Source organism: Pseudomonas sp. EA_65y_Pfl2_P78, from assembly GCF_963970495.1.
GTDB classification, from domain to species: Bacteria; Pseudomonadota; Gammaproteobacteria; order Pseudomonadales; family Pseudomonadaceae; genus Aquipseudomonas; species Aquipseudomonas baetica_A.
This window is the reverse complement of the sequence record NZ_CAXAON010000003.1, coordinates 150,638-176,755: the sequence shown is the minus strand read 5'-3', so window position 1 is coordinate 176,755 and position 26,118 is coordinate 150,638. Positions and strand designations below refer to the sequence as shown.

17 protein-coding genes are annotated in these 26,118 nt (G+C 54.4%); 8 read left to right on the top strand and 9 right to left on the bottom strand.

The window, feature by feature from the left end:
* Positions 1-337: 337 nt before the first annotated feature.
* The 5 genes from AACY02_RS04330 to AACY02_RS04310 all read right to left on the bottom strand — a co-directional run bounded on the left by AACY02_RS04330 (position 338) and on the right by AACY02_RS04310 (position 4,859).
* The gene (locus AACY02_RS04330; protein ID WP_339430892.1) at positions 338-1,132 is read right to left on the bottom strand and encodes a DUF6339 family protein; all 795 of its coding nucleotides are present in this window, start codon (positions 1,130-1,132) and stop codon (positions 338-340) included.
* A complete protein-coding gene (locus tag AACY02_RS04325) occupies positions 1,122-1,964 on the bottom strand; it encodes a hypothetical protein (RefSeq protein WP_339430891.1) in 843 nt (280 codons plus the stop codon). The genes AACY02_RS04330 and AACY02_RS04325 overlap by 11 nt, the downstream gene beginning before the upstream one ends.
* Positions 1,961-3,880, bottom strand: a complete 1,920-nt coding sequence (locus AACY02_RS04320) for a hypothetical protein (protein ID WP_339430890.1) — start codon at positions 3,878-3,880, stop codon at positions 1,961-1,963. Before AACY02_RS04320 ends, AACY02_RS04325 begins: the two co-directional genes overlap by 4 nt.
* Before the next feature lie 13 nt (positions 3,881-3,893).
* Positions 3,894-4,115 (bottom strand): hypothetical protein, encoded by a 222-nt coding sequence (locus AACY02_RS04315; protein WP_122880450.1) that lies wholly within the window; start codon positions 4,113-4,115, stop codon positions 3,894-3,896.
* A gap of 288 nt (positions 4,116-4,403) precedes the next feature.
* Entirely contained in the window at positions 4,404-4,859 is a 456-nt protein-coding gene (locus AACY02_RS04310) for a very short patch repair endonuclease (RefSeq protein ID WP_339430889.1), read from the bottom strand.
* 13 nt (positions 4,860-4,872) lie between these two features.
* Between AACY02_RS04310 and AACY02_RS04305 the strand changes: the two genes are divergently transcribed.
* Entirely contained in the window at positions 4,873-6,525 is a 1,653-nt protein-coding gene (locus AACY02_RS04305) for a DNA cytosine methyltransferase (protein WP_339430888.1), read from the top strand.
* Between the two features lie 129 nt (positions 6,526-6,654).
* Here the strand turns inward: AACY02_RS04305 and AACY02_RS04300 are convergent, their stop codons facing one another.
* The 3 genes from AACY02_RS04300 to AACY02_RS04290 form a co-directional block, all read right to left on the bottom strand.
* Complete coding sequence (locus AACY02_RS04300; protein WP_339430887.1) at positions 6,655-7,518, bottom strand: HNH endonuclease; 864 nt, start codon at positions 7,516-7,518, stop codon at positions 6,655-6,657.
* Positions 7,519-7,656: 138 nt separating this feature from the next.
* Positions 7,657-8,907: a ribonucleotide-diphosphate reductase subunit beta gene (locus AACY02_RS04295; protein WP_047599662.1), complete on the bottom strand. Its 1,251-nt coding sequence runs from the start codon at positions 8,905-8,907 to the stop codon at positions 7,657-7,659.
* Between the two features lie 552 nt (positions 8,908-9,459).
* On the bottom strand, positions 9,460-9,720 hold the full coding sequence (locus tag AACY02_RS04290; RefSeq protein WP_339430886.1) for a DUF2790 domain-containing protein: 261 nt from the start codon (positions 9,718-9,720) through the stop codon (positions 9,460-9,462).
* Between the two features lie 459 nt (positions 9,721-10,179).
* Here AACY02_RS04290 and acs point away from each other — a divergent pair, with 459 nt between their 5' ends.
* The 7 genes from acs (at position 10,180) to argR (ending at position 18,232) form a co-directional block, all read left to right on the top strand.
* Positions 10,180-12,135, top strand: coding sequence for an acetate--CoA ligase (gene acs / locus AACY02_RS04285; RefSeq protein WP_339430885.1), 1,956 nt, complete (start codon positions 10,180-10,182; stop codon positions 12,133-12,135).
* 729 nt (positions 12,136-12,864) lie between these two features.
* The gene (locus AACY02_RS04280; RefSeq protein ID WP_221734279.1) at positions 12,865-13,638 is read left to right on the top strand and encodes an ABC transporter substrate-binding protein; all 774 of its coding nucleotides are present in this window, start codon (positions 12,865-12,867) and stop codon (positions 13,636-13,638) included.
* A gap of 91 nt (positions 13,639-13,729) precedes the next feature.
* Positions 13,730-14,419, top strand: coding sequence for an ABC transporter permease (locus tag AACY02_RS04275; protein ID WP_053122878.1), 690 nt, complete (start codon positions 13,730-13,732; stop codon positions 14,417-14,419).
* Entirely contained in the window at positions 14,416-15,114 is a 699-nt protein-coding gene (locus AACY02_RS04270; protein ID WP_221734280.1) for an ABC transporter permease, read from the top strand. Before AACY02_RS04275 ends, AACY02_RS04270 begins: the two co-directional genes overlap by 4 nt.
* A 1-nt stretch (position 15,115) precedes the next feature.
* The gene (locus AACY02_RS04265; protein ID WP_339430884.1) at positions 15,116-16,228 is read left to right on the top strand and encodes a M14 family metallopeptidase; all 1,113 of its coding nucleotides are present in this window, start codon (positions 15,116-15,118) and stop codon (positions 16,226-16,228) included.
* Between the two features lie 27 nt (positions 16,229-16,255).
* Complete coding sequence (locus tag AACY02_RS04260) at positions 16,256-17,020, top strand: ABC transporter ATP-binding protein (protein ID WP_221734282.1); 765 nt, start codon at positions 16,256-16,258, stop codon at positions 17,018-17,020.
* 231 nt (positions 17,021-17,251) lie between these two features.
* Positions 17,252-18,232, top strand: coding sequence for a transcriptional regulator ArgR (gene argR, locus AACY02_RS04255; protein WP_339430883.1), 981 nt, complete (start codon positions 17,252-17,254; stop codon positions 18,230-18,232).
* A gap of 24 nt (positions 18,233-18,256) precedes the next feature.
* On the opposite strand, the gene AACY02_RS04250 is transcribed toward argR, so the two are convergent.
* Positions 18,257-26,017 carry a dermonecrotic toxin domain-containing protein gene (locus AACY02_RS04250; RefSeq protein WP_339430882.1) on the bottom strand — a complete coding sequence of 2,587 codons (7,761 nt, stop codon included), beginning with the start codon at positions 26,015-26,017 and terminating at the stop codon, positions 18,257-18,259.
* Positions 26,018-26,118: the final 101 nt, after the last annotated feature.

Here is a 26,118-nt window from a genome sequence, read left to right as displayed (position 1 = left end):
TCGAACGGCGAGTACAGCGATTCACCTTCATCATGAAGGTTTGATATTCAGGCATTTCCATTTACCTCTGGCTGCTTTCTTAGGGCATTCGTTAGGGTGTCGGGAGCTAAGAAACCCACCAGAGACGGGCCGGACATATTCCCCTTTCGGGTCTTGTATTCGCCCACTCCCGACATAACGGGATTTTTCGCAGGCGTAGAGAAACCGCAGACGAAAAAAAGCCGCATGACTGTCGGGTGCGGAGGACCGCTCTGGTTGAGGCGTTTCTTAGGCGCTGCACCAGAGACTAGAAGGCCTTCTTGAGGTAGTCAATTCGAAGATGTGTCGTATTTTTACATCATGCGCCCAAACGCACCTTAGCTTTCTTCAAACAACTATCCATTATTTCATCAGAAACACGGCTTTGCACCGCATCAGGTAGCGCTTCGAGTAAAATGCCCCCGCCGTCGCGGTTTAATGTTTTCATAAATTCACGAAAGTTATTTTCATGTGCCGTTAGCCACGGTTCGTTTTCTATCATTCGTATAATTGCTCGCGAAAGTGGTAGTCTTGCTCCTGTCCATGAGCGCTCTACTAAGTTTGATCGTACGTCTGCGTTGGTTAATATAAAGCCAAGTGCTTCTTCGGGGGAGGCAGGTGAGAGCATAGTGGCAATATGCATATTCCACCAGAGTCGGGATATTGAATTGTCATCTCGAACTCCAGTTAGTGTGCTGGCGAAATAGTGAAGTCTTACATGTTTATCAAATTGTTCGTCGTCGTAAGAACTTGTCCGATAGAACCAACGATCACGAGTATAATTAATGCATTCTATGTGGGTTAAGCGCGCCCATACACGTTCCTCCATCGCAAGCGCAGGAGTCATCCCATGCATGGCGTTGTATACAATTACTGAGTTTTTTGCATCAACTTCAGCTGTCTGCACCCTGCCATTTGACGTTAAAACCTCCCCGTCAAGTTTGGCCAATTCGTTTGGGTCTATTGTGACGAGGGAACTGTCAATTTCCCAGCCGTTTTCTTTGGCGAGATCGACAAAGTCTCCTTGTTTATACCTGTCACGATTTTCGGAGACGTCGTTTTTTAGTTGAATTAAGCGTGCCTCTGATAAGTATTTAAGGGGATTAGGATTCATGAGATTCTCCCGAAAATATATCTTCTAGCTTGCTGATGGGTTTTTCCAGAAGTGCTTGGGCGCACTCCAGTAGCGGCGTATTTTCGTTCAAGACAATGCCTTTCGCATCACATTTTGCGATGAAAGGCAAATACCATCTGCGATCCGTGTAGTCTCCGCTGTTAGAGCGCAATTGATCTAGAATTTCCATTACCGCTGGTAGATAAATGGAACTCATTACAAGGGAGCGGTGCGTATCCTGCCCTCGTAATAAGTTGATAACTTTAAAGGTTTTTGGCGCTAGAAGAATTGAAATTTTCTCGCAGTCCAGTTTTATTTCTATTCTTCCCTCTTCTAAATCTGGAGATTGAGTGAGTTCAAAAATGCTTTCCAACGCTGCAAGTTTAGCTTTTCCAATGTTGAGTGTAGATTGTTCATCAATGGCAATTATGTCACCTTGAAAAATCAGTATTTCTGAACCGAATTCCTCGTGAATGGCTGGAGAGTTTAACTTTTGGGTTGCTTCATTTAACCAAATAACTGGGCGTATAGTTACTTTGTTAATTAGCTTTCCTGCTTGGAATTCTAAAATGCCTTTGGTGAGGCTAAGCTTATGGAGTCGGTTGTAGTATGTGTCCCGGCAAACGACTATGCATCCAATAGCTGCTTTTCCAGACTCGACCAGCTCGGAAATTGACAATTCGTCAAGAAGTATTTGGTAGTTGAGAGTCACCGCGCCACTTTCGACGTTCTCTATCGCGCTAAAGGAAACGTTGAACTGCCCTTCGTTGTAATCATTCGTTAAAGGGCCTAATACTGGATGGGGATACCGGGTTTCGTTTGAAAGTCTCATTGCTCCGCCTCTTCATCCGAAACCAATATCGCTATGACCTCAATAGGTCCGACATACGATTCGTCAAGGAATATTGATATTTCTTGACGTTCTCCTGCTTCTATATCCAACTTCAAAACGCCGTTTACTGGTTTCGTGGGATAGGCATCAACAATAGTCAATGGTTCCGGATCGTTGATTCCAAGCGCTTGTATGCTTAATTCAATACAGCCAGATGCTGGAGAGGTAAAGTAGATTTTTCTGGCTGCTAAAGATTCATCTTCGCTGTTCGTAATCTTATTTCGTACCTCTATTAAAGGTACTCGTTTTCGAGGCTTAGATTGACCGTCGTTGTTGGTACCCTGTTTTTTTCCATTGTTACTGCTACCAGGTCTGCCAGAGCTAGATTTTGTTCGGGGCTCATGTGCACCATTGCCGCCCGATCCTGCCCCTCTATAATTATTAGCGTCTGCTGTTTTTGACGTTTGTCGCACCACTTCGTAGATGTATTTCTCTGGTGTTTTCTCAGAGCTGGAACTATCGCTCTCTCCCATGGCTCCCTCGCCAAAGAGATTTGCTAACTCTTCAATTACTACCGAGTCAGTTATTTCTACACCAGCCTTAGAGTTAATCATTGTTCTGATTTGTTGCCCAAGCACCTGCATTGCTTTAGTCGCGATCTGACGCTTTTTAGGATCAGGGATACGATCCGCAGAAAAATCTTTGTGTTGTGGGTTCTCCAAGCTTTTCAAAAGACGCCCTGCGTTTTCATCATCTGGCTCTACCAAGCAGATAAAATCTCGTGCGCTAGGGAACTTTGAAAATTTATGACCGAAGTAACTAAGGTTGTCAGTGATCAGCATCCCATTACGAACAAAACCAACCCTGCGAGGTAATGCCTTATCCGCTAGGATTCGCACTCGAATCTTACCGAGATTAGAAATCTCAATCTGCTCTTCAACAGACAAATCAGACGCTAGGCAGCGATGTAGTACGCGGGCAAATAGGAGATCGTCCTTGAGAGCTGTCCCGGCGGCAGCAACTAATAATTCATCTGAGTCAAGCAAAGACTCTAAAGTGTTTGCGTTAATCGCGCGGTCGGCGACCATGAACTCCATTTGTCCCTGTCTGATAGCAGAGAAGAAGTTCGAAATTAAGGAGCAAACCATAAGGTCCTCCCAATCGCTATCATGTCCACGAAAGCCAATACTGAAAATCGATGTTCCGATTTCTTCACGTCGCATCCAAGATGGAACTAGGGACTCATCTGTGATTGCACCGAAACCTTCAGATATCCCCCAATACCCCGTTGCCCTACGGGGCTCCCGGTGTTCATCTTCATGGGAGACAAGTATCACCTTGCCCTGAGCGGCGAAGCATTCTTGATGAGTATCATTATCTAGGTAGCGAGTTGAATAAAAAACAGTTTGGAGCTCTGATACGGCAACAGAAGCGTTTTTTCCAATACCGAAAGATCCCCCTGACGTTGCGCTGTCTTTACTACTAACTCCTCGGGCTTTTAGTAACGAGTTAAAGGGGGTTCCGAATTTATCCGGAGGTCCAATAAGGCCTTTAGTGTTGTAATCGGCAATGCGTAAAACAGGGATTTTTTGTTGTTTTACTACATGAATTGCGTTGGCAAAAAACTCTTTTTCCTTGTCGTCATACGCTTGTTCAAAACACTGGTGGAGGGTTTTTTCTAAATTTTGAATCGAAGGAATTTCATTGCGTTCCAGTTCCAGTAAATCAAACTTCAGCCGTACAGGCTTTCCGCTCCCAGATGCTGCGTCCCTTGAGTTTTGTCCTGCCTCTCGAGCACAACTAGCATAAGGGGCGTCGCGAAACGTTTCGATCCCGGCATCATTGAGGCCATCTCTCTCCCCAGCATCATTTCTGGGAAATGCTAAATTTGGGAGGTCCTTGCTTTTGGCAGTCATGGGTACATTCCTTTTAGAGTTTAAAATCGCCGCCGGAAGCATTCTCGGCGTCAGAAAAGCGCGCCCTTGCCTGGTCCAGCTCCTTCTGCAGTGCTTTGAATACTTTCTTAATGTCTTCTTCGGTAAAGCTGTAAGCATTTCGGTTTGAAAGGTTGCCGATTAGACGGATATCGTTCAATGCCCGGTTAACTCTTTGTTCCGCAAGCCTTACGAATTTTTCTCTTTTTTCTGTCATTTTTTACTCACAGATCCTACAAAAAAAATGAATATTCCTAAAACCTTTACGTAATGTGTAGATCTTTTTATGTGGCTCGTCAAATTTTTTGCAGGCTGATTGCCATTATGCGCTAGGGCGGACCTTCTGAAGCAGGGGGTAGAGGGGAGGAGAAGAATAGGGGGGGAGGGCTGAGCAGGGTGGTTGAGGTGTTAAGTCTGGATTACGGAAACTCGGCATTAGCAAGCGATACGGAGAACGCAAGCGGGCATTGGAGTTTTTTTCGCCCTTTTTTATGGATGATAAAATTTAGACATTCGCCTCAAACAGTTCAGGCCAAGAGATGCTTTTTTGATTACAATCTTTGATCGCATTCAGGATCCAGCTGATTTCAGCTTCTGGTCCGCGGATGCCACATTCCCACAGTTCAAAGACACGCCAACCCTGCTGAAGCAGCAGGGTTCTGTTCCTGAGGTCTCGTTTAACGTTCTGGTCAAACTTCACTCGCCAGAACTCTTCGCGAGTTCGAGGGGTAGTGGCATACCTGCAGCCAAGGTGTCTGTGCCAGAAGCAACCATGTATAAAAATGCAGAGATTGTAGCGGGTTAGCACGATATCTGGACTACCGGGAAGCTTTTGAGAATGCAGTCGATACCTAAATCCATGACGATGCAGCAGTTTCCGGACCTTCAATTCGGGAGATGTATTGCTGCCGCGGATAGCTGCCATCATCCGAGACCTGACCTCTTTACTGACTATGTCCATGACTGAGCCCCAGATGAATTTGCCTTTAGGCCGAGATACCGCTATCGAATGTGACACCGAGCATTCGAAGCCAATTCAGATTGTCGACCTCTTCGCCGGTCCTGGAGGTCTTGGTGAGGGTTTTGCCTCTTCCGGCGACGGATCCCGATTTGAGATTTTAGTCTCAGCCGAAATGAATCCCATTGCTCGCGAGACGCTCAAATTGAGAGCGTTTTATCGGCTTCTGAAACAGAATAATCCTGAGCAGCTATGTGATTATTACAATTTTTGTAATGGGCAGACTCCAAAGCCATATAGCGATCTGAGTGAAGCCCAGTGGGTTGAGGCAGAAAAAGAAGCTAGGTGTATTACCTTGGGATCCAAGGAAGGTGACGCGGAGCTCGATGCGATTCTTGACGAAAAACTCGAGGACAGGCCTTGGGTTCTCATCGGTGGGCCTCCTTGCCAAGCCTATTCAATTGTCGGTAGGTCTCGTAATCAAGGAAAGGCCGATTACAGTGCTGAAAATGATCATCGACATTTTCTATACAAAGAGTATCTCCGAATCATCAAGGAGAGAAAACCAGCTGTATTCGTAATGGAGAATGTGAAAGGAATTCTATCTTCAAAGATTGCTGGGGAAAGTATTTTTACGCAAATTCTTGAAGATCTAACCGATCCAAATAAAGCTCTTGGTGATCCTTCACCAGGCAAAAAATATCGCATCTGTTCTCTTGTGAATGATCAGTCCTTTGGTCCTGGTGAGGACGTAAGTAAAGTCGATCCTCGTGGCTTTATTATCAGAGCAGAGGAATATGGAATCCCTCAAGCGAGACATCGTGTGATCCTATTGGGGATTGCTTTGGATGAGCACGGAAATATTGAGCAATACGAGTGTTTAGCAAAGACGCTAGGTCGAGTAACTGCAAAGCAGATCCTCGGAGACTTGCCAGAGTTACGTAGTCGTTTGACCAAGCAGGCTGATAGTAGCGAGGCTTGGTACAAAGAGGTTGCAGATCATCTTGATGGTCTTGCTTCAGAAGTGGATAGTAATGCTGAGCCGAAACTCAGCGCTGAGATGAATATTGCGCGTATAGCTCTCATTTCCGCTTCTCTTGAGGTTGGAGCGCTACGTGTTCCTCGTCGCAAAGATGATGGGAAAATTAGAGATGAAAATTTAGATCGTTGGTATCGAGATGATGAACTAAAGTACTGGTTAAATCATGATGCTCGCGGTCATATGTCATCGGATCTACGCCGGTATATGTTTGCCAGCGTGTATGCCCGGGCCTACGACACTTCTCCGAAAGGCCATCAGCAATTTTGTCTTTCGGATCTTGCGCCAGCTCACAAAAACTGGGAGAGCGGTAAGTTTAGTGACCGCTTTAGGGTTCAAGTCGAACACCTCCCGGCAACAACTATTACCAGCCATATTTCGAAGGATGGTCACTACTTCATTCATTACGATCCCAAACAATGCAGAAGCTTAACGGTCAGAGAGGCAGCTAGACTTCAAACTTTTCCGGATAACTATTTCTTTCAGGGAAACCGGACACACCAATTTCACCAAGTTGGAAATGCAGTGCCGCCTTTGTTGGCTAATAAAATAGCTTCGGTAGTATTTGAAATTCTTAGTAAAAAGACGGGGCGGCATAAAAAAACCGCTCTGCTGGAAGTAACGATCTAGTCGATTTTAAGTAGTACTCTCCAGTGAGAACTGCACATCCAATACTTGGGGGTCGGGTAATCGACGCTTTGGATGTGCGGTTAAGTCTATGGCGCTGGGAGGCAGGTCTTCTGCGGGGAATAGCTGATGCTAATATGTGTACCACGATTGATAGTTATCAGATGTAACTGCCTCTTTAGCTCTTTTTTCATGCTGGTTGCATTCTTTGCAAAGTAGCTGAATGTTGGAGATGTCATTCAGTCCGTGCATGGCTAATGGTACGATGTGGTCGTAGTTTTCTTTGTTTTCTAAGTTTACTTGTCCGGATAAGTCTTTGTCACATAGTACACATCGACCCCTATCTCGAAAAAAAACGGCCCTTCGTACCCATACAGGTATCGCTACGCGCTTCAATATCCCAGGTCGGCTAAAGATTTTTTTAATTTCGTTTGGTGTTTCTGATCTGGCTTCGTGCTCAAGAGCGTTTGCCATTAATATATTGAAATTTTTCATGAGATCACGATTTTGAAAGACAACATGAAAAACTTCTTTGGAAATGTGCTCAATTAGTTCATGAAATACGCCCGTCTCCCGCAATGTATGGATGAATTCATATGCGTCATCTATATCACACTCGATAAATTTTTTATTTTGTTTGTCTAGAAAGTCTTCGAAGCTTTGGTGTGGCATGTTGTGGTGTTCGAGCGCTAGCTCTATTGGTAATGCGCTTGGTCTCAGGATATTTAAAGCAATAGGTATGTCCTGATAAACTTCTTGGTTTTTCTGTTTTTTTTCTAAAGCGGCTTCGCTAGATTGGTCGTAATAAACATCGTGGACGATAAACTCTATGAATTCATGAAGGATTGAGTATTTATTGAAGGTGCTCAGTCTGTAATAAATTCGCCCGTCGCCGTGAAAGTCATTTAGCACTCCTAGGTAATTCTCTGAGTGATAGAGGACGTTTTTTACAACGTTGCAGAAGTGGTAAGTGTCGTAAAATTTGGCCTCAAGCATTTTTTACTCTGTTCAAGTGGTGGGTATTTTATTGTGCTTGATCGCTCTCCAATAAAAAAGCCCCGATCAGATCGGGGCTTTTTGCTTTTTGCTGTGTCGACTCAGACCGCAATCGTCAAATCATGCCGAGCGAGACTATTAGTCCCAGCTAAGCGCACCACCAGTTTGGTATTCGATCACACGAGTCTCAAAGAAATTCTTCTCTTTCTTCAAGTCCATAATCTCGCTCATCCAAGGGAACGGGTTAGTCGTCCCTGGATACTCTTCCTTCAAACCAATCTGGCTCAAACGACGGTTAGCGATGAACTTCAGGTAGTCCTCCATCATCGCCGCGTTCATGCCCAGTACGCCGCGAGGCATGGTGTCGCGTGCGTATTCGATCTCCAACTGCGTACCCTGCAGAATCATCTGGGTCGCTTCTTCTTTCATCTCGGCATCCCACAGGTGTGGGTTTTCGATTTTGATCTGGTTGATCACGTCGATGCCGAAGTTCAGGTGCATGGATTCGTCGCGCAGGATGTATTGGAACTGCTCGGCGACGCCGGTCATTTTGTTGCGGCGACCCATGGAGAGGATCTGGGTGAAGCCGCAGTAGAAGAAGATGCCTTCCAGCACGCAGTAGTAGGCGATCAGGTTGCGCAGCAGTTCTTTGTCGGTGTCCGGGGTGCCGGTTTCGAACTTCGGATCGGAGATCGAACGGGTGTATTTCAGGCCCCAGGCTGCTTTTTTCGCGACCGATGGGATCTCGTGGTACATGTTGAAGATCTCGCCTTCATCCATGGCCAGCGATTCGATGCAGTACTGGTAGGCGTGGGTGTGGATCGCTTCTTCGAAGGCCTGGCGCAGGATGTACTGGCGGCATTCCGGGTTGGTGATCAGGCGGTACACGGCCAGGACGAGGTTGTTGGCAACCAGGGAGTCGGCGGTGGAGAAGAAGCCGAGGTTGCGCATCACGATGCGGCGCTCGTCGTCGGTCAGGCCTTCCGGGTTTTTCCAGAGGGCGATGTCGGCGGTCATGTTGACTTCTTGCGGCATCCAGTGGTTTGCGCAACCGTCCAGGTACTTCTGCCAGGCCCAGTCGTACTTGAAGGGTACGAGTTGGTTGAGGTCGGCGCGGCAGTTGATCATGCGCTTTTCGTCAACGGCGACACGGGCGGAGGCGCCTTCGAGTTCGGCGAGGCCTTCGGCGACGTCGAGGGAGTTCAGTGCAGCCTTGGCGCGGGCCACGGCGGCCGAGTCGTCGGCGGTGACGGCGCGGGCTTCGAGCGCGGCGGCGCCGCCGGCGTTGTCGAGGCGGTCCATGTTGGCTTCAGTAGCGTGGCCGGCGTTGGCGCCTTTCACTGCTGCTACTTCACTGTCTTCTTTGTCGAATTCGTCCCAGCTCAGCATGACGTGTCGTCTCCTGCGTGAGGGCCTGTCGCCCCGTGTGAAACCTGATGGTTTGGTTTTTCACACGGTCGTACAGACCGCGTTGGATCTTAAGGAATCGTTTTTTGCAGCAGCTAAGGCAGGCAATAAAACAGAATTTTGTTCGGGGTTCCGAGAGCCTCTGACGGGCGCAGCTCGCGTTGAACGCTGCTGCGGGGCTTCAGATGGGCTGTTCATCCCTGTAAGGGAATATTGCTGTCCCGATTAGGGCGGCATTATAGGGAAAAAAAACGGGCCGTGCTGAGGCGAATCCGCGCATGGAGCGGTCGGGGAGGGTGGTTTTTCAGTGAGAGCGTGGGTTTACAGGGCTTTGCCAGGGATAGATTTTTTTTCGAAGAAATTTCGTAAATGTGGAATTGCTCAAAAAACGAACAAAAAACCGTGTTTTTCACTACATCTAGTGTTTTGCAAGCATTTTTGACGACTCCAGACACAACTGAGCCCGACCGAAGTCGGGCTGGAATCGACCCTCAATGAAGCGCTGAGAGATCCGATTCGGTGCAGTCTCAATCGTCAATTGGTGCAGCCATTGCCCATGATGCTGTAACGCAGGATGTGGCGCTGACCTTTGGAGTCGTCGTATTCCATTTTGGCCGGAACCACTTCGCAGACATTGGGCACTTCGCTCATGGAGACAACTTTGGCGATGTCCAGGTGAGTCGAGTAGGTGTATTCCTCGACGGCCGGTTGTTGCTGGGCGACGTCAGTCGGGGCCTCGTCTGCCATGGCGGTTGCGCACAGACAGCTGATGGCCAGAACCCATAAAGCTTTCATTCGGATTTACCTTTTTGAGGTCGAGTGGGGTCACGCAACCTTTATGGGGTTGCGTGTGTAACTTCATCGTTTGCAGTTATTACTTGAGAGCTGGATTAACGGCCTTCGTGGGGGCTGTATCGTTGTTAATCGCTTTGCCTTGTCGGCGAGGTGAATTCTAGGGAGGTGAGGTGGGGGTAAACAGAGCGGGTTTTGATAAACACCTTTGGCAGATTTGGTAACAATCGGTCGATATCGAGTTCTCGCCAAGCAATTTGCCTGAAAGAGCGAGTTGTCTGAATCGCTTGCAGGCAAGCTCCCACAGGGGGGGGAGTGTTTGGGAGAGGGGCGTCAGGCTTGCGGTCGGGGTAACTGGATGTTTTGTAGGGGCTTGTTACTACCATCGTCGAATGGTTCTATGGGGCCGGCCCGGATACAACTGGGTCATACAAAAACAACTATTACACCGAGGTAGGAAAGATGAGTGCGGCTTCTCTGTATCCCGTTCGTCCCGAGGTTCTGGCTAACACGCTGACTGACGAGGCGACCTACAAAGCCATGTACCAGCAGTCGGTCGTCAACCCTGACGGCTTCTGGCGCGAGCAAGCCCAGCGTCTTGACTGGATCAAGCCTTTCACCACGGTGAAACAGACTTCGTTCGACGATCACCATGTCGACATCAAGTGGTTCGCCGATGGCACCCTGAACGTTTCCTATAACTGCCTCGACCGTCATCTGGCCGAGCGCGGCGATCAAGTGGCAATCATCTGGGAGGGTGACGATCCTTCCGAAAGCCGCAACATCACTTACCGCGAACTGCACGAACAAGTGTGCAAACTCGCCAACGCCCTGCGTGGTCAGGATGTACACCGCGGCGACGTGGTGACTATCTATATGCCAATGATTCCCGAAGCCGTGGTCGCCATGCTGGCCTGCACCCGGATCGGCGCGATTCACTCGGTGGTGTTCGGTGGCTTCTCGCCGGAAGCCCTGGCCGGTCGCATCATCGACTGCAAATCCAAAGTGGTGATCACCGCTGACGAAGGCATTCGTGCCGGCAAGAAGATCCCGCTCAAGTCCAACGTCGACGACGCGCTGACCAACCCGGAAACCAGCAGCATCCAGAAAGTCATCGTGTGCAAGCGCACCGGTGGCGACATCAAGTGGAACCAGCATCGCGACATCTGGTACGAAGACCTGATGAAAGTGGCGGGCAGCGTGTGCGCGCCCAAAGAGATGGGCGCTGAGGAAGCGCTGTTCATCCTTTACACCTCAGGCTCCACCGGCAAGCCGAAGGGCGTGCAGCACACCACGGGCGGTTATCTGCTGTATGCGGCGATGACCCACGAGCGTGTGTTCGACTACCGCCCGGGGGAAGTTTATTGGTGCACGGCCGACGTTGGCTGGGTCACTGGCCACAGTTATATCGTCTACGGCCCGCTGGCCAACGGCGCGACCACGTTGCTGTTCGAAGGTGTGCCGAACTACCCGGACATCACTCGGGTGGCGAAGATTGTCGACAAGCACAAGGTCAACATCCTCTACACCGCGCCGACCGCGATCCGCGCAATGATGGCTTCGGGTCAGGCCGCTGTTGAAGGCGCTGATGGCAGCAGCCTGCGCTTGCTCGGTTCGGTGGGTGAGCCGATCAACCCGGAAGCCTGGGACTGGTATTACAAGAATGTGGGCAAGTCCCGTTGCCCGATCGTTGATACCTGGTGGCAGACCGAGACGGGCGGCAACATGATGAGCCCGTTGCCGGGCGCCCATGCGCTGAAGCCGGGTTCGGCGGCGCGGCCGTTCTTCGGTGTGGTGCCGGCGTTGGTCGACAACCTCGGTAACATTATCGAGGGCGAGGCTGAAGGCAATCTGGTGATTCTCGATTCGTGGCCAGGTCAGGCGCGCACGCTGTATGGCGACCATGACCGCTTCGTCGACACCTACTTCAAGACGTTCCGAGGCATGTACTTCACCGGTGACGGTGCGCGTCGTGATGCCGATGGTTACTACTGGATCACCGGGCGGGTGGATGACGTGCTCAACGTCTCCGGCCACCGCATGGGCACGGCCGAGATCGAAAGCGCGATGGTTGCCCACCCGAAAGTCGCTGAAGCGGCGGTGGTTGGTGTGCCGCACGACATCAAGGGGCAGGGCATTTATGTCTACGTCACCCTGAAAAATGGCGAGGAGCCGACCGAGCAATTGCGTCTGGAGTTGAAGAACTGGGTGCGTAAAGAGATCGGCCCGATTGCTTCGCCGGACGTGATCCAGTGGGCGCCGGGGCTGCCGAAGACTCGTTCGGGCAAGATCATGCGCCGCATTCTGCGCAAGATTGCCACGGCTGAGTACGACGGGTTGGGGGATATCTCGACGCTGGCGGACCCGGGTGTGGTGCAGCATTTGATTGATACGCACAAGACCATGAATGTTGCTTAAGTAGCGGGTTGATGTGTAGGAAAGCCCTGTTCGGTGTAGGCCGGATGGGGCTTTTTTGTGTCTGTTGTTTATGTGGTGGCTGGTTTGGCCCCTTCGCGAGCAAGCCCGCTCCCAAAGGGAATTGCATTGGGGCTTGAGGCATTCGGTCAAAACTGTGGGAGCGGGCTTGCTCTCGAAGGCAATTTGTCAGGCGCTGGTGTAGTCCGCAGCCAGAAACCGAAACCACCCAACCAATAATTATCGATTTCCCGCGTAAGACATTTCCGCCTGTTACCCGTCTTCATCCCCGTAACCAAATGTGTAACCGCCAGCGCCAAACCGGGGCGAGGGGAAACGCATCGCCCCGTTTCAGAGCCTCAAAACCAGGCGAGAAAGATAAGACACAACGCTGCGCTTGCCGGATTAGAAGGGTTTGCGAATAATAGGCCCGCAATTTGCAGCATAGATCGGTTCACTGTCTTTCGCTCTTGCATGAAATTGCAAGACTGTCAATGTGCTCAAGTCGGTTTCTCGGTGCATCTGTAATTAGTTGTCGCATTGAAGAAATATCGACTTCGGGCCTGTCGTTAGAATGCCGATCACTGGCTCATCGTGGCTAACGTTGAAACCTCCTGCGGTTTCAATAGGAAATTTCCCACCGATGCAGCAACGGATTTTCCGATTCACCCATTCGCATATTGGGCTGTTGCTCACTCTGCCGTTTTTGCCCTTTACCGATGGAGTCTCAAGATGAAGAAACTTGTGCTGCTTGGCGCCCTGGCACTGTCCGTGCTGTCGCTCAATGCCTTCGCTGACGAAAAACCTGTGAAGATCGGTATCGAAGCGGCCTACCCTCCGTTCGCTTCCAAAGCGCCGGACGGCAGCATCGTCGGTTTCGACTATGACATCGGCAATGCGCTGTGCGAGCAGATGCAGGTCAAGTGTGTATGGGTCGAGCAAGAGTTCGACGGTCTGATCCCAGCACTGAAAGTGCGCAAGATCGACGCGATCCTGTCGTCCATGTCGATCACTGAAGACCGCAAGAAGTCCGTCGACTTCACCAACAAGTACTACAACACCCCGGCACGTCTGGTCATGAAGGCCGGTACTCAGGTCAGCGAAGGTCTGGCTGAGCTCAAGGGCAAGAACATCGGCGTGCAACGTGGTTCGATCCATGAGCGTTTCGCCCGCGAAGTCCTGGCTCCACTGGGCGCCGAGATCAAGCCGTACGGTTCGCAGAACGAGATCTACCTCGACGTGGCCGCCGGTCGCCTCGACGGCACCCTGGCTGATGCCACCCTGCTGCAAGACGGTTTCCTGAACACCGACGCCGGTAAAGGTTTCGCCTTCGCAGGCCCGGCTTTCACCGACGTCAAATACTTCGGCGACGGCGTAGGCATCGCTGTGCGTAAGGGCGATGCCCTGAAAGACAAGATCAACGCGGCCATCGCGGCCATCCGCGAAAACGGCAAATACAAAGCAATCCAGGACAAGTACTTCGCCTTCGATATCTACGGCAAGTAATACGTCTCTGCGACAAGTCCGAAATGGCGCAAGCAACAGGATCTCTGCGGTTTGCGCCATTTTTTCATCCCTACTTTCGAGGACCTGAATCATGTTGAAAGGCTACGGGGCTGTCATCCTCGATGGCGCATGGCTGACGCTTCAGCTCGCCTTGTCGTCCATGGCTCTGGCCATCGTTCTCGGGCTGATCGGTGTTGCACTGCGCCTGTCGCCGGTGCGCTGGCTGGCGTGGCTGGGCGATCTGTATTCCACGGTGATCCGCGGGATTCCCGATCTGGTGCTGATCCTGCTGATTTTCTACGGCGGTCAGGACTTGCTCAACCGCGTGGCGCCGCTGCTCGGCTTCAACGATTACATCGACCTGAACCCGTTGGCCGCCGGTATCGGCACCCTCGGTTTCATCTTCGGGGCGTACCTGTCGGAAACCTTCCGTGGCGCGTTCATGGCGATCCCCAAGGGGCAGGCCGAAGCGGGCATGGCCTACGGCATGAGCAGTTTTCAGGTGTTCTTCCGGGTGATGGTGCCGCAGATGATTCGCTTGGCGATTCCAGGCTTCACCAACAACTGGCTGGTACTGACCAAGGCGACTGCGCTGATTTCGGTGGTCGGTCTGCAAGACATGATGTTCAAGGCCAAGCAGGCGGCGGATGCCACTCGCGAGCCTTTCACCTTCTTCCTTGCAGTGGCGGCGATGTACCTGGTGATCACCAGTGTCTCGTTGCTGGCATTGCGTCAACTTGAGAAGCGCTACTCGGTAGGCGTAAGGGCGGCTGATCTATGATCTTCGACTACAACGTCATTTGGGAGGCTATGCCGCTGTACCTCGGCGGCCTGTTGACCACCCTCAAATTGCTCGCGCTGTCGCTGTTCTTTGGTCTGCTGGCGGCGTTGCCGCTGGGGCTGATGCGCGTCTCCAAGAACTCGATCGTCAACGGCACCGCGTGGCTCTACACCTACGTGATTCGCGGTACGCCGATGCTGGTTCAACTGTTCCTGATCTACTACGGTCTGGCCCAGTTTGAAGCTGTACGTGAAAGCTTCCTCTGGCCGTGGCTGTCCAGCGCTACGTTCTGCGCATGCCTGGCGTTCGCCGTGAACACCAGCGCCTACACCGCGGAAATCATCGCCGGCAGCCTGAAGGCGACGCCGAACGGTGAGATCGAAGCGGCCAAAGCCATGGGCATGTCGCGCTTCAAGATGTACAAGCGCATCCTGCTGCCGTCGGCCCTGCGCCGCGCGTTGCCGCAGTACAGCAACGAAGTGATCATGATGCTGCAGACCACCAGTCTGGCGTCCATCGTGACCCTGATCGACATCACGGGTGCGGCCCGTACCGTTAACGCGCAGTACTACCTGCCTTTCGAGGCGTACATCACCGCTGGCGTGTTCTACCTGTGCCTGACCTTCATTCTGGTCAAGTTGTTCAAGCTGGCCGAGCGTCGCTGGCTGAGCTATCTGGCCCCGCGGAAGCACTGATATGGAACGTATCGACCACGTTTTGCCGTGGAGCCATCTGGGCAGCGAGCGCAGGATTTCGGTGTTTCGTTTCGGCAGCGGCGAGCGCAAGGCTTACATTCAGGCCAGCCTGCACGCTGACGAATTGCCGGGCATGCGCACCGCCTGGGAGCTTAAAAAGCGCCTCGGCGAACTCGAAGACAAAGGCCTGCTCAACGGCGTGATCGAGCTGGTGCCGGTGGCCAACCCGTTGGGTCTTGGTCAGTTGCTGCAAGGCAATCACCAAGGCCGTTTCGAGGCGGGCAGTGGCAAGAATTTCAACCGTGACTTCGTTGAGCTGAGCGCGCCGGTTGCGGCGGCGTTGGCCGGCAGCCTGGGTGACGATTCGCACGCCAATATTCGCCTGATCCGTCAGGCGATGGCCGATCATCTGGCGGCATTGCCGCCCGCGAGCAGCCAGTTGCAAGGCATGCAGCGCGTATTGCTCAGCCACGCCTGCACCGCCGACGTGGTGCTCGACTTGCACTGTGATGCTGAAGCGGCACTGCACCTGTATGCGTTGCCGCAGCACTGGCCGCAGTGGCGTTCACTGGCCGCGCATCTGAATGTGAAAGTGGGTTTGCTGGCGGAAGATTCCGGCGGCAGCTCCTTCGATGAAGCCTGTTCGCTGCCGTGGCTGCGCCTGTCGCGTCAGTTCCCGCAGGCGCAGATTCCTTTGGCTTGTCTGGCGACGACCATCGAGCTGGGCGGTCAGGCTGACACTGGCCGCGCTGATGCCCAGGCCCATGCTGAAGGCATTCTGGCGTTTCTCGCCGAGCAGGGCTTGATCAGCGGCGAGTGGCCGAGCCCGGCACACGAGCCGTGCGAAGGCATGCCGTTCGAAGGCACCGAATTGTTGTTCGCGCCGCACCCGGGCGTGGTGAGCTTTGTGCGTAAACCCGGCGAATGGGTCGAGGCCGGTGATGAAATTTTTGAAGTGATCGACCCTGTGTCCGATCGGGTCAGCACGGTGTGTGCTGGTACGTCCGGGGTGCTGTTTGCCATTGAACGGCTGCGCTATGCCCAACCCGGTTTCTGGCTGGCCAAGGTGGCGGGGCGCGAAGCGCTGCGTCACGGGCGCTTGCTCAACGACTGACTGACTGTTTTTGTGAGAACCGACCGCATGTACAAACTTGAAGTCCAAGACCTGCATAAACGCTATGGCAGTCACGAAGTGCTCAAGGGCGTGTCCCTGAAAGCGGCAGCCGGCGATGTGATCAGCATCATCGGCTCCAGTGGCTCCGGCAAAAGTACTTTCCTGCGTTGCATCAACCTGCTTGAGCAGCCGCACGCGGGCAAGATTCTGCTCAACAACGAAGAGCTGAAACTGGTCGCGAACAAGGACGGCGCGCTGAAAGCCGCTGATCCAAAGCAACTGCAGCGTATGCGTTCGCGTCTGTCGATGGTGTTCCAGCATTTCAACCTGTGGTCGCACATGACCGCGCTGGAAAACATCATGGAAGCGCCGGTGCATGTGCTGGGCATGTCCAAGGCCGAAGCCCGCGAGAAAGCCGAGCATTACCTGAACAAGGTCGGCGTGGCCCATCGTAAGGATGCGTTCCCGGGGCACATGTCCGGTGGCGAGCAGCAGCGTGTGGCGATTGCTCGTGCGCTGGCGATGGAACCGGAAGTGATGCTGTTCGACGAACCGACCTCGGCACTCGACCCGGAACTGGTAGGCGACGTGCTCAAAGTCATGCAGGCGCTGGCTCAGGAAGGCCGCACCATGGTGGTGGTCACCCACGAAATGGGCTTTGCCCGTGAAGTGTCGAACCAGTTGGTATTCCTCCACAAAGGTGTCGTGGAAGAAAGCGGCGATCCGCGTGAAGTGCTGGTCAATCCGCAATCGGAACGTCTGCAACAGTTCCTCTCGGGTAGCCTCAAGTAATCGCTCCCGTTATGCACCCAATTAGGTCATGCTTCGCGACCTGAAAACTTGCTCGGCCCCCTGTGGGAGCGGGTTTGCTCGCGAAAGCGGTGTATCAGTCGACATCATTGGTGTCTGATCTACCGCATTCGCGAGCAAGCCCGCTCCCACAATGGATCTGCGACAGTTTCGATTTCGGGCTAGCATTGGCCCTTGCCTTCATCACCGTTCTTCGTTTCGGATTGCCCGCCCATGACTGCCCATCGAATTGGTTTCCTGATTTGGCCCAGCACTAAAGCGTTGACGCTGGCGCTGGCGGAGGAGGCCTTGCGTGTTGCTCAGCGTGTGCACCCGGACGTGGTCTACGAGTTGACGTTCTTGCAGGCCGAGCCTCCCGCCGAAGGTGCCTGGCAATTGCCCGGCGAGCCATGGGCCGGCAAGCTCGAAAACTTCCAGAAACTGTTTCTGCTCGCCGATGAGCCACCGACGTCTTTGGCGCCGGCTCTGAGCAGTGCACTGAAACAACTGGTGCGGGCTGGCTGTGTGATCGCAGGTCTGTCGGCCGGCGTGTATCCGTTGGCGCAACTCGGTTTGCTCGACGGTTACCGCGCTGCCGTCCACTGGCGCTGGCAGGACGATTTTGCTGAGCGTTTTCCTAAAGTCATCGCGACCAGCCATCTGTTCGACTGGGACCGTGATCGCTTGACCGCGTGTGGCGGCCTGTCGGTGCTCGACTTGTTGCTGGCAGTGCTGGCGCGTGATCACGGTGCAGAGCTGGCCGGTGCGGTGTCCGAAGAACTGGTGGTGGAGCGCATCCGCGAGGGCGGCGAGCGTCAGCGCATTCCGTTGCAGAACCGTCTGGGCTCCAGCCATCCGAAGCTCACCCAGGCGGTGTTGCTGATGGAAGCCAATATCGAAGAGCCGCTGACCACCGACGAAATTGCCCAGCATGTGTGCGTATCCCGTCGGCAGTTGGAGCGGATCTTCAAGCAATACCTCAATCGTGTGCCGAGCCAGTACTACCTGGAACTGCGCCTGAACAAGGCCCGGCAAATGTTGATGCAAACCAGCAAGTCGATCATTCAGATCGGTCTGTCGTGCGGCTTCTCCTCGGGGCCGCACTTCTCCAGCGCTTATCGCAACTTCTTCGGTGCCACGCCGCGAGAAGATCGCAACCAGCGGCGAAGCAGCAGCCCGTTCGAATTGTCGTCGGTGCCGCCCGAGCGCGGCTGAGCCGCGTCGGGTTGGCGACTATTGTTAATTCTCCGATTGCGGCGAGGTCGCAAACGTCGAAGACGACGATGAGCTCGTGTCATCCCCCACGGTGATCTGCTGGCGCCAGCGCGGTTCATTCAGCCTGGCTGCGCGCAATTGTGCATAGTCTTCAAGCCGTCTGCGGGCCAGCCCCGACAACGGATTACCATCGAAGTTGAAGTGGGCGATCAACTGACGATCACCACGCAGTATTTCAATCGACAACTCGGTGATCGCGTTATCCGAAAGGTCGGCGTGGCTCAGTGTGATGGAGTCGAACAGTGCCGGCCACGTCTCGGTGAGTCCGGTATTACTCAGATCCAGGCGGGTCAGTTGCTTCATGCGGCTGATGTCGGGCGCGCGTCCTAGGGGATTGTTGCTTAAGTCCAGGCTGTCGATTTCTTCCAGAGTCCCCAGCGCATTCGCAGTGTCTTCTGTCAGGCGGATGCTGCACTCGGGCAGATTCAGCAGCTTGAGTTTCTTCATGCTTAAAACCTCGGCGGGAATGCTCTCGAGTTCAAACCCCCGCATCTTAAGACTCAGCAGGTTAGGGAAGCGGGCGAGCAAGCCTTCGGTTCGCGGCGCAACGGTAGCCGTGCTGGTCAGATCCAGTTCAAGCACATGCCCGAAGTCCGCGGCCAAGGCAGGCGGGTCTCCGATGAACGACAGGTCGAGGGTCAGGCTGGACGCGGACTGAATTGCGGATGATTTGCGACGCCAGGCATTTTCCAGGCTTTCCTTGAATTTCATCCTTTTGGATTGCTCTTGCAGCCGCGCTTGCGGTTCCAGCGATTGGCGGGTGACGGGGTCAAGCAACTGCGCGTTCATCCAGCGCTCAAGGTCGTTGTTGAGGGTCGTCAGTTCGGTCTCTCGACGTGCCAGTTCAACGCGTCCATCCGCCAATGTGCCGGGCAGGCGGTAAATCAGATCGCTGGCTTGGGTCTGCGACAAATGTGGATACAACGCTTGTACCCGTTCGACATCGGCCTGTTCGGCCAGTACGAAAAAATGCCTGCCGGTACGTTGGTAATAGGCTTTGATCTGATCGCGCGTCTTTGCAGACATCGGGTTATCGTCCAGAGCGATGCCATTGCTGACCGGGTCGGGGAGGTTGTAGAGCGCCTCCGGCAACTCGGTGATGCGGTTATCGTTCAACAACACGGTGTTGAGGTCGGCAATCTCCGTCAGACCGGCCGGGACGCTGTCGATACCGGTTTCGGACAGGTCGAGGTAAGTCAGCGCCTTGAGCGGCGAAACGTCAGGCACCACACCCAGTGGATTTTTATACAGATCGAGCATGGTCAGCCGGCGCATGCCTGAAAGCATGGCTTGCGCCTGGGCGTCAAAGACCACACCACAGTTGCTAAGCGCCAGGGTCAGCAGCGAGGGCATCCTGTTCAGCGCCTGAGGCCAGCGGCGCAGGGCAATATCGCGCATTTCCAGCCCCGACAAACCAGGGAAACAGTTCAGGAACGCGTCCGGGACGTTTTGCGTTGATTTGCCCTGCAAGGACAATTGTTTGACATGGCTGAAGTCAGCCGACAGGGCGGGCAGATCACCGGTGAAGGGCAGTTCGGCAGTGAGCGTATTGGAGCGCAGCTCAAGTTTGTCTGCGCGGCGCTGGCGCCAGAACTGCTGAAGATCGTTGCTGAACTCTTGTCTGGCTTGGCGCTCGGTTGCCACCTCGGTGGTACTGAGTGGCTGGCCAGTCTCGGGGTCGCTTGCCGCAATGGCCTCGGTCCAGGCATTGAGGTCGCGATCCATTTGGGCCATTTCGCTTTCCCAGCGCAAAAGCTGGGCTCGACCGTCGTCCAGCGAGCCCGGCAGTTTGTAGATCATATGGTTGGCGTCTTCGTCTTCCAACTCCGGAAACAAGGCGCGCGCGCGGCCGATGTCAGCACGATCGGCCTGCACGCCAAGGTCGCATCCTTGTTGGTTGTAGAACGTCTTGATGCGATCACGACTGGCGTCCGACAAAGGGTTGTCATACAGATCGACGCCGTCAGCCAGATCGGCGTCGATTTGAAAAAACGCTTCGGGTAATTCGGTGATGCGGTTGCTTTCGAGCAGAACTGATTTCAGGTTGGGATGTGCTTCGAGACCATTTGGCAGTTCGGTCAGGCTGCAGTTGGACAAGCGAATGTCATTCAATTTTGGCATCGCCGCGATATCCGGTGCCAGCGTCAACGGGTTGTTGCTCAGGTCCAGACGTTCAAGGTCGCTCAGTGAGATCAGTGTGTTTTGCCCCTCGGGGGTCAACGTGAGCTGGCAATGGTTCAGCGTCAGATCCTTCAGTTCCTGCATGCGACCAACGGGCGCGGGGAATTGCTCCATGGTGAGGTCGCGCATCTCAAGCGATTGCACTCTGGGAAACAGATCAAGGAACGGTTCGATTCCACGCAAGGCAGGATTGCCCTTGAGGTGCAGGTTCGAGACGTGGCTGAAGTCTGTCGTGAGCACGGGCATGTCACCGATGAATGGCAGGCCCGAGGAAAAAGAATCGTCACGCATTCCGGACAGGGTCAAGCGATGACGCCAGAAGTTCTCAAGCTTTTGCCCGAACGCCTTGCGGTATGCGTACTCGTTGAGCAATTCGATGGCCGTCAGGGCTTCACCGGTGACGGGATGGAGGGAGGGAACCTTAGGCGCCCACGTGGCGAGATTGGCTGTCAGCGTGGTGAGCTCGGTTTGCCAGCGACCGAGTTGATCATGACTATCGACCAGGGTGCCGGGCAAGTCGTAGATCATGTCACTGGCTTCCAGCGCATCCAGTTGTGGAAACAGTTCCCGAGCCACGGCAATGTCAGCCGGATCGGCCTGCACATCGAAGTCTTGCCCCGTCTTGCGGTAATAGATTTTGATCCGTTCGCGAGTCGCGGCTGATAGAGGGTTGTCGGCAAAATCCATCCCGTCGCTGCGATTGGGGGGCAGTTCGAAAATGGCCTCGGGCAGTTCGGTGATGAGGTTGTCGCTGAAGATCATCGTGCGCAGATTCGGGTGATCGATGACGCCGTCCGGGACGGTGGACAAGCCAGCGTTGCTCACATCGATATAAGTCAGGTTGGGCAGCAGATTCAGGTCGGGCAGTGTGCCCAGCGGATTGTTGCCCAGCTCCAGTGTTTCCAGGCTGCTCATGGTGCAAAGAGCTGCCTGGTTTTCCGGGGTCAGCACCACCGCACAATTCTTCAGCTCCAGCGTGGTCAGGCGAGGAAAACCGATGATCGAACTGGACGCCGGTTCCAGATCGAAATCAAACAGATGCAGCGCTTCCAGGTTCCGGAAACGATGCAGAAATGGCGTCAGCGCTGAAACGTCTTTATTGCCGGTCAGGCTCAGTTTGGAGACGTGGCTGAAGTCGGCATCCAGCGTTGGCAGATCGCCGATGAAGTCCAGATTCGCCTCCAGGTACCAGCTTCTGAGCGTGGGCTGGTGTGGGGTTCTGCTGCCCCAGAATTGCTCCAGCGCCTGAGCGAATCGCTCGCGGTGCATCAGTTCACTGGATTGCTCGTTCAGGTTCAGCGGTTGGCCGGTCGTGGGGTCGTTTTCGGGAATGTTTCGGCTCCATTGCGCAAGGCCATCCTTCATCTGTCTGAATTCGACTTCCCATTGGGTCAGTTGCGCCCGACCTTGAGCCAGCGTTCCGGGCAGTTGATAGAACACGTCGGTAGCCTGCGCAGGCTCGAGTGCCGCAAACAGGTTGATCGTGCGGTTGATGTCGACTTCTTCAGGCACTACCCCGAAGTGCTTTGTGGTGCGCTGGTAATGGGTTTTCACGCGTTCTCGCGAGGCGGCGCTCAGCGGGTTGTCGGCGAAATTGAAGCCGTCGCTGAGCATGCTGTTGAGTGTGAATAAGGCGTCCGGCACTTCGGTGATCAGGTTGCTGGCGAATTTACCGCTGACCAATCGTGGGTGGCTCAGCAGATTGGCTGGCGCCTCCGTGATACCGGTATTGGTCAGGTTGAGTAAACGCAGCGAGGTCATTGGCTGGATATCGAGGTGCAGCCCTAGCGGGTTGTCCTGCAGATCGAGAACGGACAGGTCTGACAATGAAGCCAGTAAAACCTGATCGCCAGCGCCGAGGCGCAGGTTGCAATTGCGCAGGATCAGTTGCCGCAGCACCGGCATCGAGGTGAGGGCGGACGGCAGATTTGGCAGGTTGGCGTTTTGCACATCCAGATACATCAATGTGGGGAAACGCTGCAAGAACTGATCGACACCGCGGGTACTTCTGATGCCATTGATCGCCAGAGAGGTGACGTGGCTGAAGTCAGCATCCAGCACAGGAAGCTCGCCAATGATCGGGTCAGTGATCTGCATCAGGTAACCGGCCGGTCCGCGCGTTTGCTTGCGCCAGCACCGCTCGATCCCGCGTCTGAGGGTCGAACGGCTTTGCAGGGCGGCTCTGCGCTGAATCGGTGTCAACGCCAGACCTGTCTGCGGGTCGTGCGACGGCACATCGAGCTGCCAGCGACGCAGATCGTCGCTGAGCCTGATGTACTCGCGGTGAAGTCGCGAGAGCTCGCCTCGCACACCACCCGCGCCTCGCTGGTGCTCGAAAATAAACATCTGCACTTCGGCTGGCGATTCGTTCGGATAGACCTCAAGTATCCGCTCAGCGAGCGTTCGCGCTTGCGCACTGCGTGTTGGTGGATGACTTTCAACACCGACCAGGCGCAACGTATCGATAACGGGCTCCGGTAGCGGTGGTTGTGCAATCGCAACCCGCAGTTCGCTGCGCGCCATCGGATTCGCTCGAATCGCTTGCTTCAATTTACCTGCGTCGCTGATTTGCAGGTTCAACGCCCGGCGATCGGCATCCGGCAAGGCGTGGAGCAGGCTTGAATAGAAATCGGTGGCCGAATGCAGCTCCTGAGCGCGTTCATCGTAGGGCTGATAGTTGCCATCGCTTTTTCGCACGAGGATTTTCTGCGCGGGGGCATCGCTGCGGCCGGTGCTGTCGAGTATCGGCCCTTCGTAGTACCCGTCGCGGATTTCGATACGTACATCGCCGCTCCAGCCAGGTAACAGTTTGAGGCTGTGCAGTGCCAGGGTGTCAGAATCCGGGTTGTTGACGGAATCGAGCTCCAGCCCTTCATAGGCGCGGGTGACACGCACTTCCTGACGGGCCAGTTGCATGAGTTGCTGCTGACGCGCCGGCACTTGCCCTTCGCTGATGGCCAGCAGTTCGTCACTGGTGGTCGTGGCGAGTAATTCGCGGGTGACGGCGGCCGGTAGCGCCGGATCGTGCTGGAGCAGGGGCTGCGCCAGTGGATCGTCGCTGTGCTGCAGCGCCTGATAGCGCGCCTCGAACATGACGCTGCGTTGTTGCATGGCGAGCTGGGCCAGTTGCTTGCGAAGCATCTGGCTGCGTACGTCCAGTGGCGGCGTCGGGCCGGAAAACTCCATGCCCAGCAGGGCTTTGCCTTGCGCCTCGTCGAGGGCATAAAACAGGCTTTTGAGCAGGTCGTCGCCGATCAGGCTGGCTTGATGCAACTCGGTCAGCGGCAAGCGCTCGTCACTGGAGGATTGCCAGATGAGTTCGCCTTGTTTATCCAGCAAACGCAGGCGTTTGCCGGCAGGCCAGCGACCCTGCTCGGTCAACAGTTGCAACTGCATGACCGGGTCGGCGCGCAGGTATTGCTCGGGCGCATCGCTGCTCAGATAGTCGTTAAAACGTTGCAGTTGCTGATCGATCTTGAAGCGCTGGATGCTGTCGGCCAGCAGCGGCGGCAGTTTTTCCTGTTCGACATGCATTTTGCGCAGGGCGCCTTCGTTGACCCCGCTGACCTGAAGAATCGTTTCGCGTTCGAGTGGGGAAAACGACTCGACCAAGGGGCCGATCCGGCGCAACGCCGTGGGCTTGTCCCATTCCAGTGGTTGTTCGAGTTCCGTGTGCCAGGCGCCGTCGCCGTTGTGTCGCAACAGCGGCTGGTAAGCATCGGGACGGGTCGGGTGTTCGATCCGGTACTGGCCGGGGATTGTGCTTTCGCTCACGGCAAAATGGGCGTTTTCGAGCGGCAACAGATGTTTGCCCTGATGCTCGTGCAGGCCCAGTTGATTAGGCGTGGAGTCGGCGTCAGGAGCGCTCTCCTGTTGATAGCGACCGAGATCAGGATCCCAGTAACGGACTTGTTCGTTGGTCATTTTGACCGTTTTGAAACGGTCGATGAAGGCGACGATTTCTTTGGGCAAAATCTTGGGAAGCTCGGCCACGGCAATGTTCCCGCCGACTGCAAACAACCCCAACTGGATCAGCGATTCGAGGGTGCTCATCAAGTGTTCGAACGCTTCGGTGGTGCGCCCCTGTGCCCATTCGATGATGCCTTCGAAGGCCTCGTTGAGAAACTGATAAGCCATGTACGCCATCATCGCTTCGCCCAGCACGGGCACGAACGGCGCAACGACCAGCGCTGCGGTCTGCACGATCGTCGAAATGATATTGACCACCGAATCCCAGAAGGCCCAGCGGGCTTTCTGGTCGACCGAAGCGGTCGGCACGGCGATGAAACGGGCGTCATTGAGGATCTTGTTGAGTTTCGCCTGATAGAGGTGTTGCCACAGGTCGTCGTGGAACGGGATGAATGCCGTCTCCAGATTGGGGCGCTCGACCGGGGACGCCCGCCAGGCGGGTTCAGAGCTCCCTTTCTCGCTTGGGTGCCATTTGATTTTGCTCAGGCGGTCATTGAGGCCGGAGAAGAAAAAACCGCGGTGTTCGTGATTCACGAACCGGCTGAAAAAGTGCTGGTAATCCTTTGAGCGCAACTGTCGGGTCAATTCAATGACCATCTCGAGCGCCGAGGCATATTCCTTGAACGGGTGCTCGGGGTCTTCCGGGACATAGGCCACCACTTGGGCGTTTTTTCGCGCCTCCTCCAGGCTGGGGGCAAACACGACGATACCGGTAAGCGTGGCGCCCATCATCGTCACGTCATGACGCACCACGGGCACGCTGTTGATTCGTATGCCTTGCAGCCCGTCGAGCATCGCGTCGATCAGGCGAAAAGAACTTTGCGAAATGTCACGGTTCATCAGTGCCATTTGCAGCGCTGCGCGCATCGCGGCTTTTTCACTTGCATCAATCTTCTGGCGCAGCGACGTTGCCACTGCCGGATCGGAGAAGCCCAGGTGGGCTTCCAGATGGGTTTTGTATTGCGCGCCGATATCCAGTTCCCGGCACAGTTTTGTAAAGTTCGCGATGCTCAGTTTGGCCTTGATTGATGGCAGGGTATCGAACTGGCCGGTGGATGAGGGCTGGGTGATGTAAGTCGAATCGGCTTCGAAGGCCTTGTTGCGGGTTTCCTTTTCTTCGAAGTTATGCAGTGCGGCATCCAGCAGCGAGACCGTCCAGGTCCGAGCGCCGGTACTGATCGGGAACCAGGGCGTGGTTGCGGGGATATACAGGCGCAGGAACGTCTTGCGCACATCCACATCCAGGTCGAAGCGGCTTTTCAGCGCTTGCTTGAGCAAGGGTTCGGCGAAGGCACTGGCGTCCTGCAAATGTTCCAGTTGCGTGTCGACCTCGCTTTGCGCCGTCCAGTGTTCGGCGTTGAGGGCTTTGAGTCTCTGATGCTGCGCGGTCGATACCGCCTGCAGTGTGAGGGTTTGTGACGGCTGGACTTTTTTCAGGGCCTGGCGTCGGGTGGGGGAGACGTTGGCAAGCCAGTCGGGCAGGGCGTTCTTCAAGTGCTGATAGTGATCATCGGGGTGTTGCGGGTCGGTCGTGTCGGTTCTAGCTGTGGGGTGCTGTCCTTGAGGCAAATGCATGTGCCGTTCCTTGGCCGTTGAAAAGAGCGACAGCAAATCAGGAAGTGGCGATCCAGGTGCGGTACATATTTATCGCTTGGACGTGAGGCTGAGTTGATATT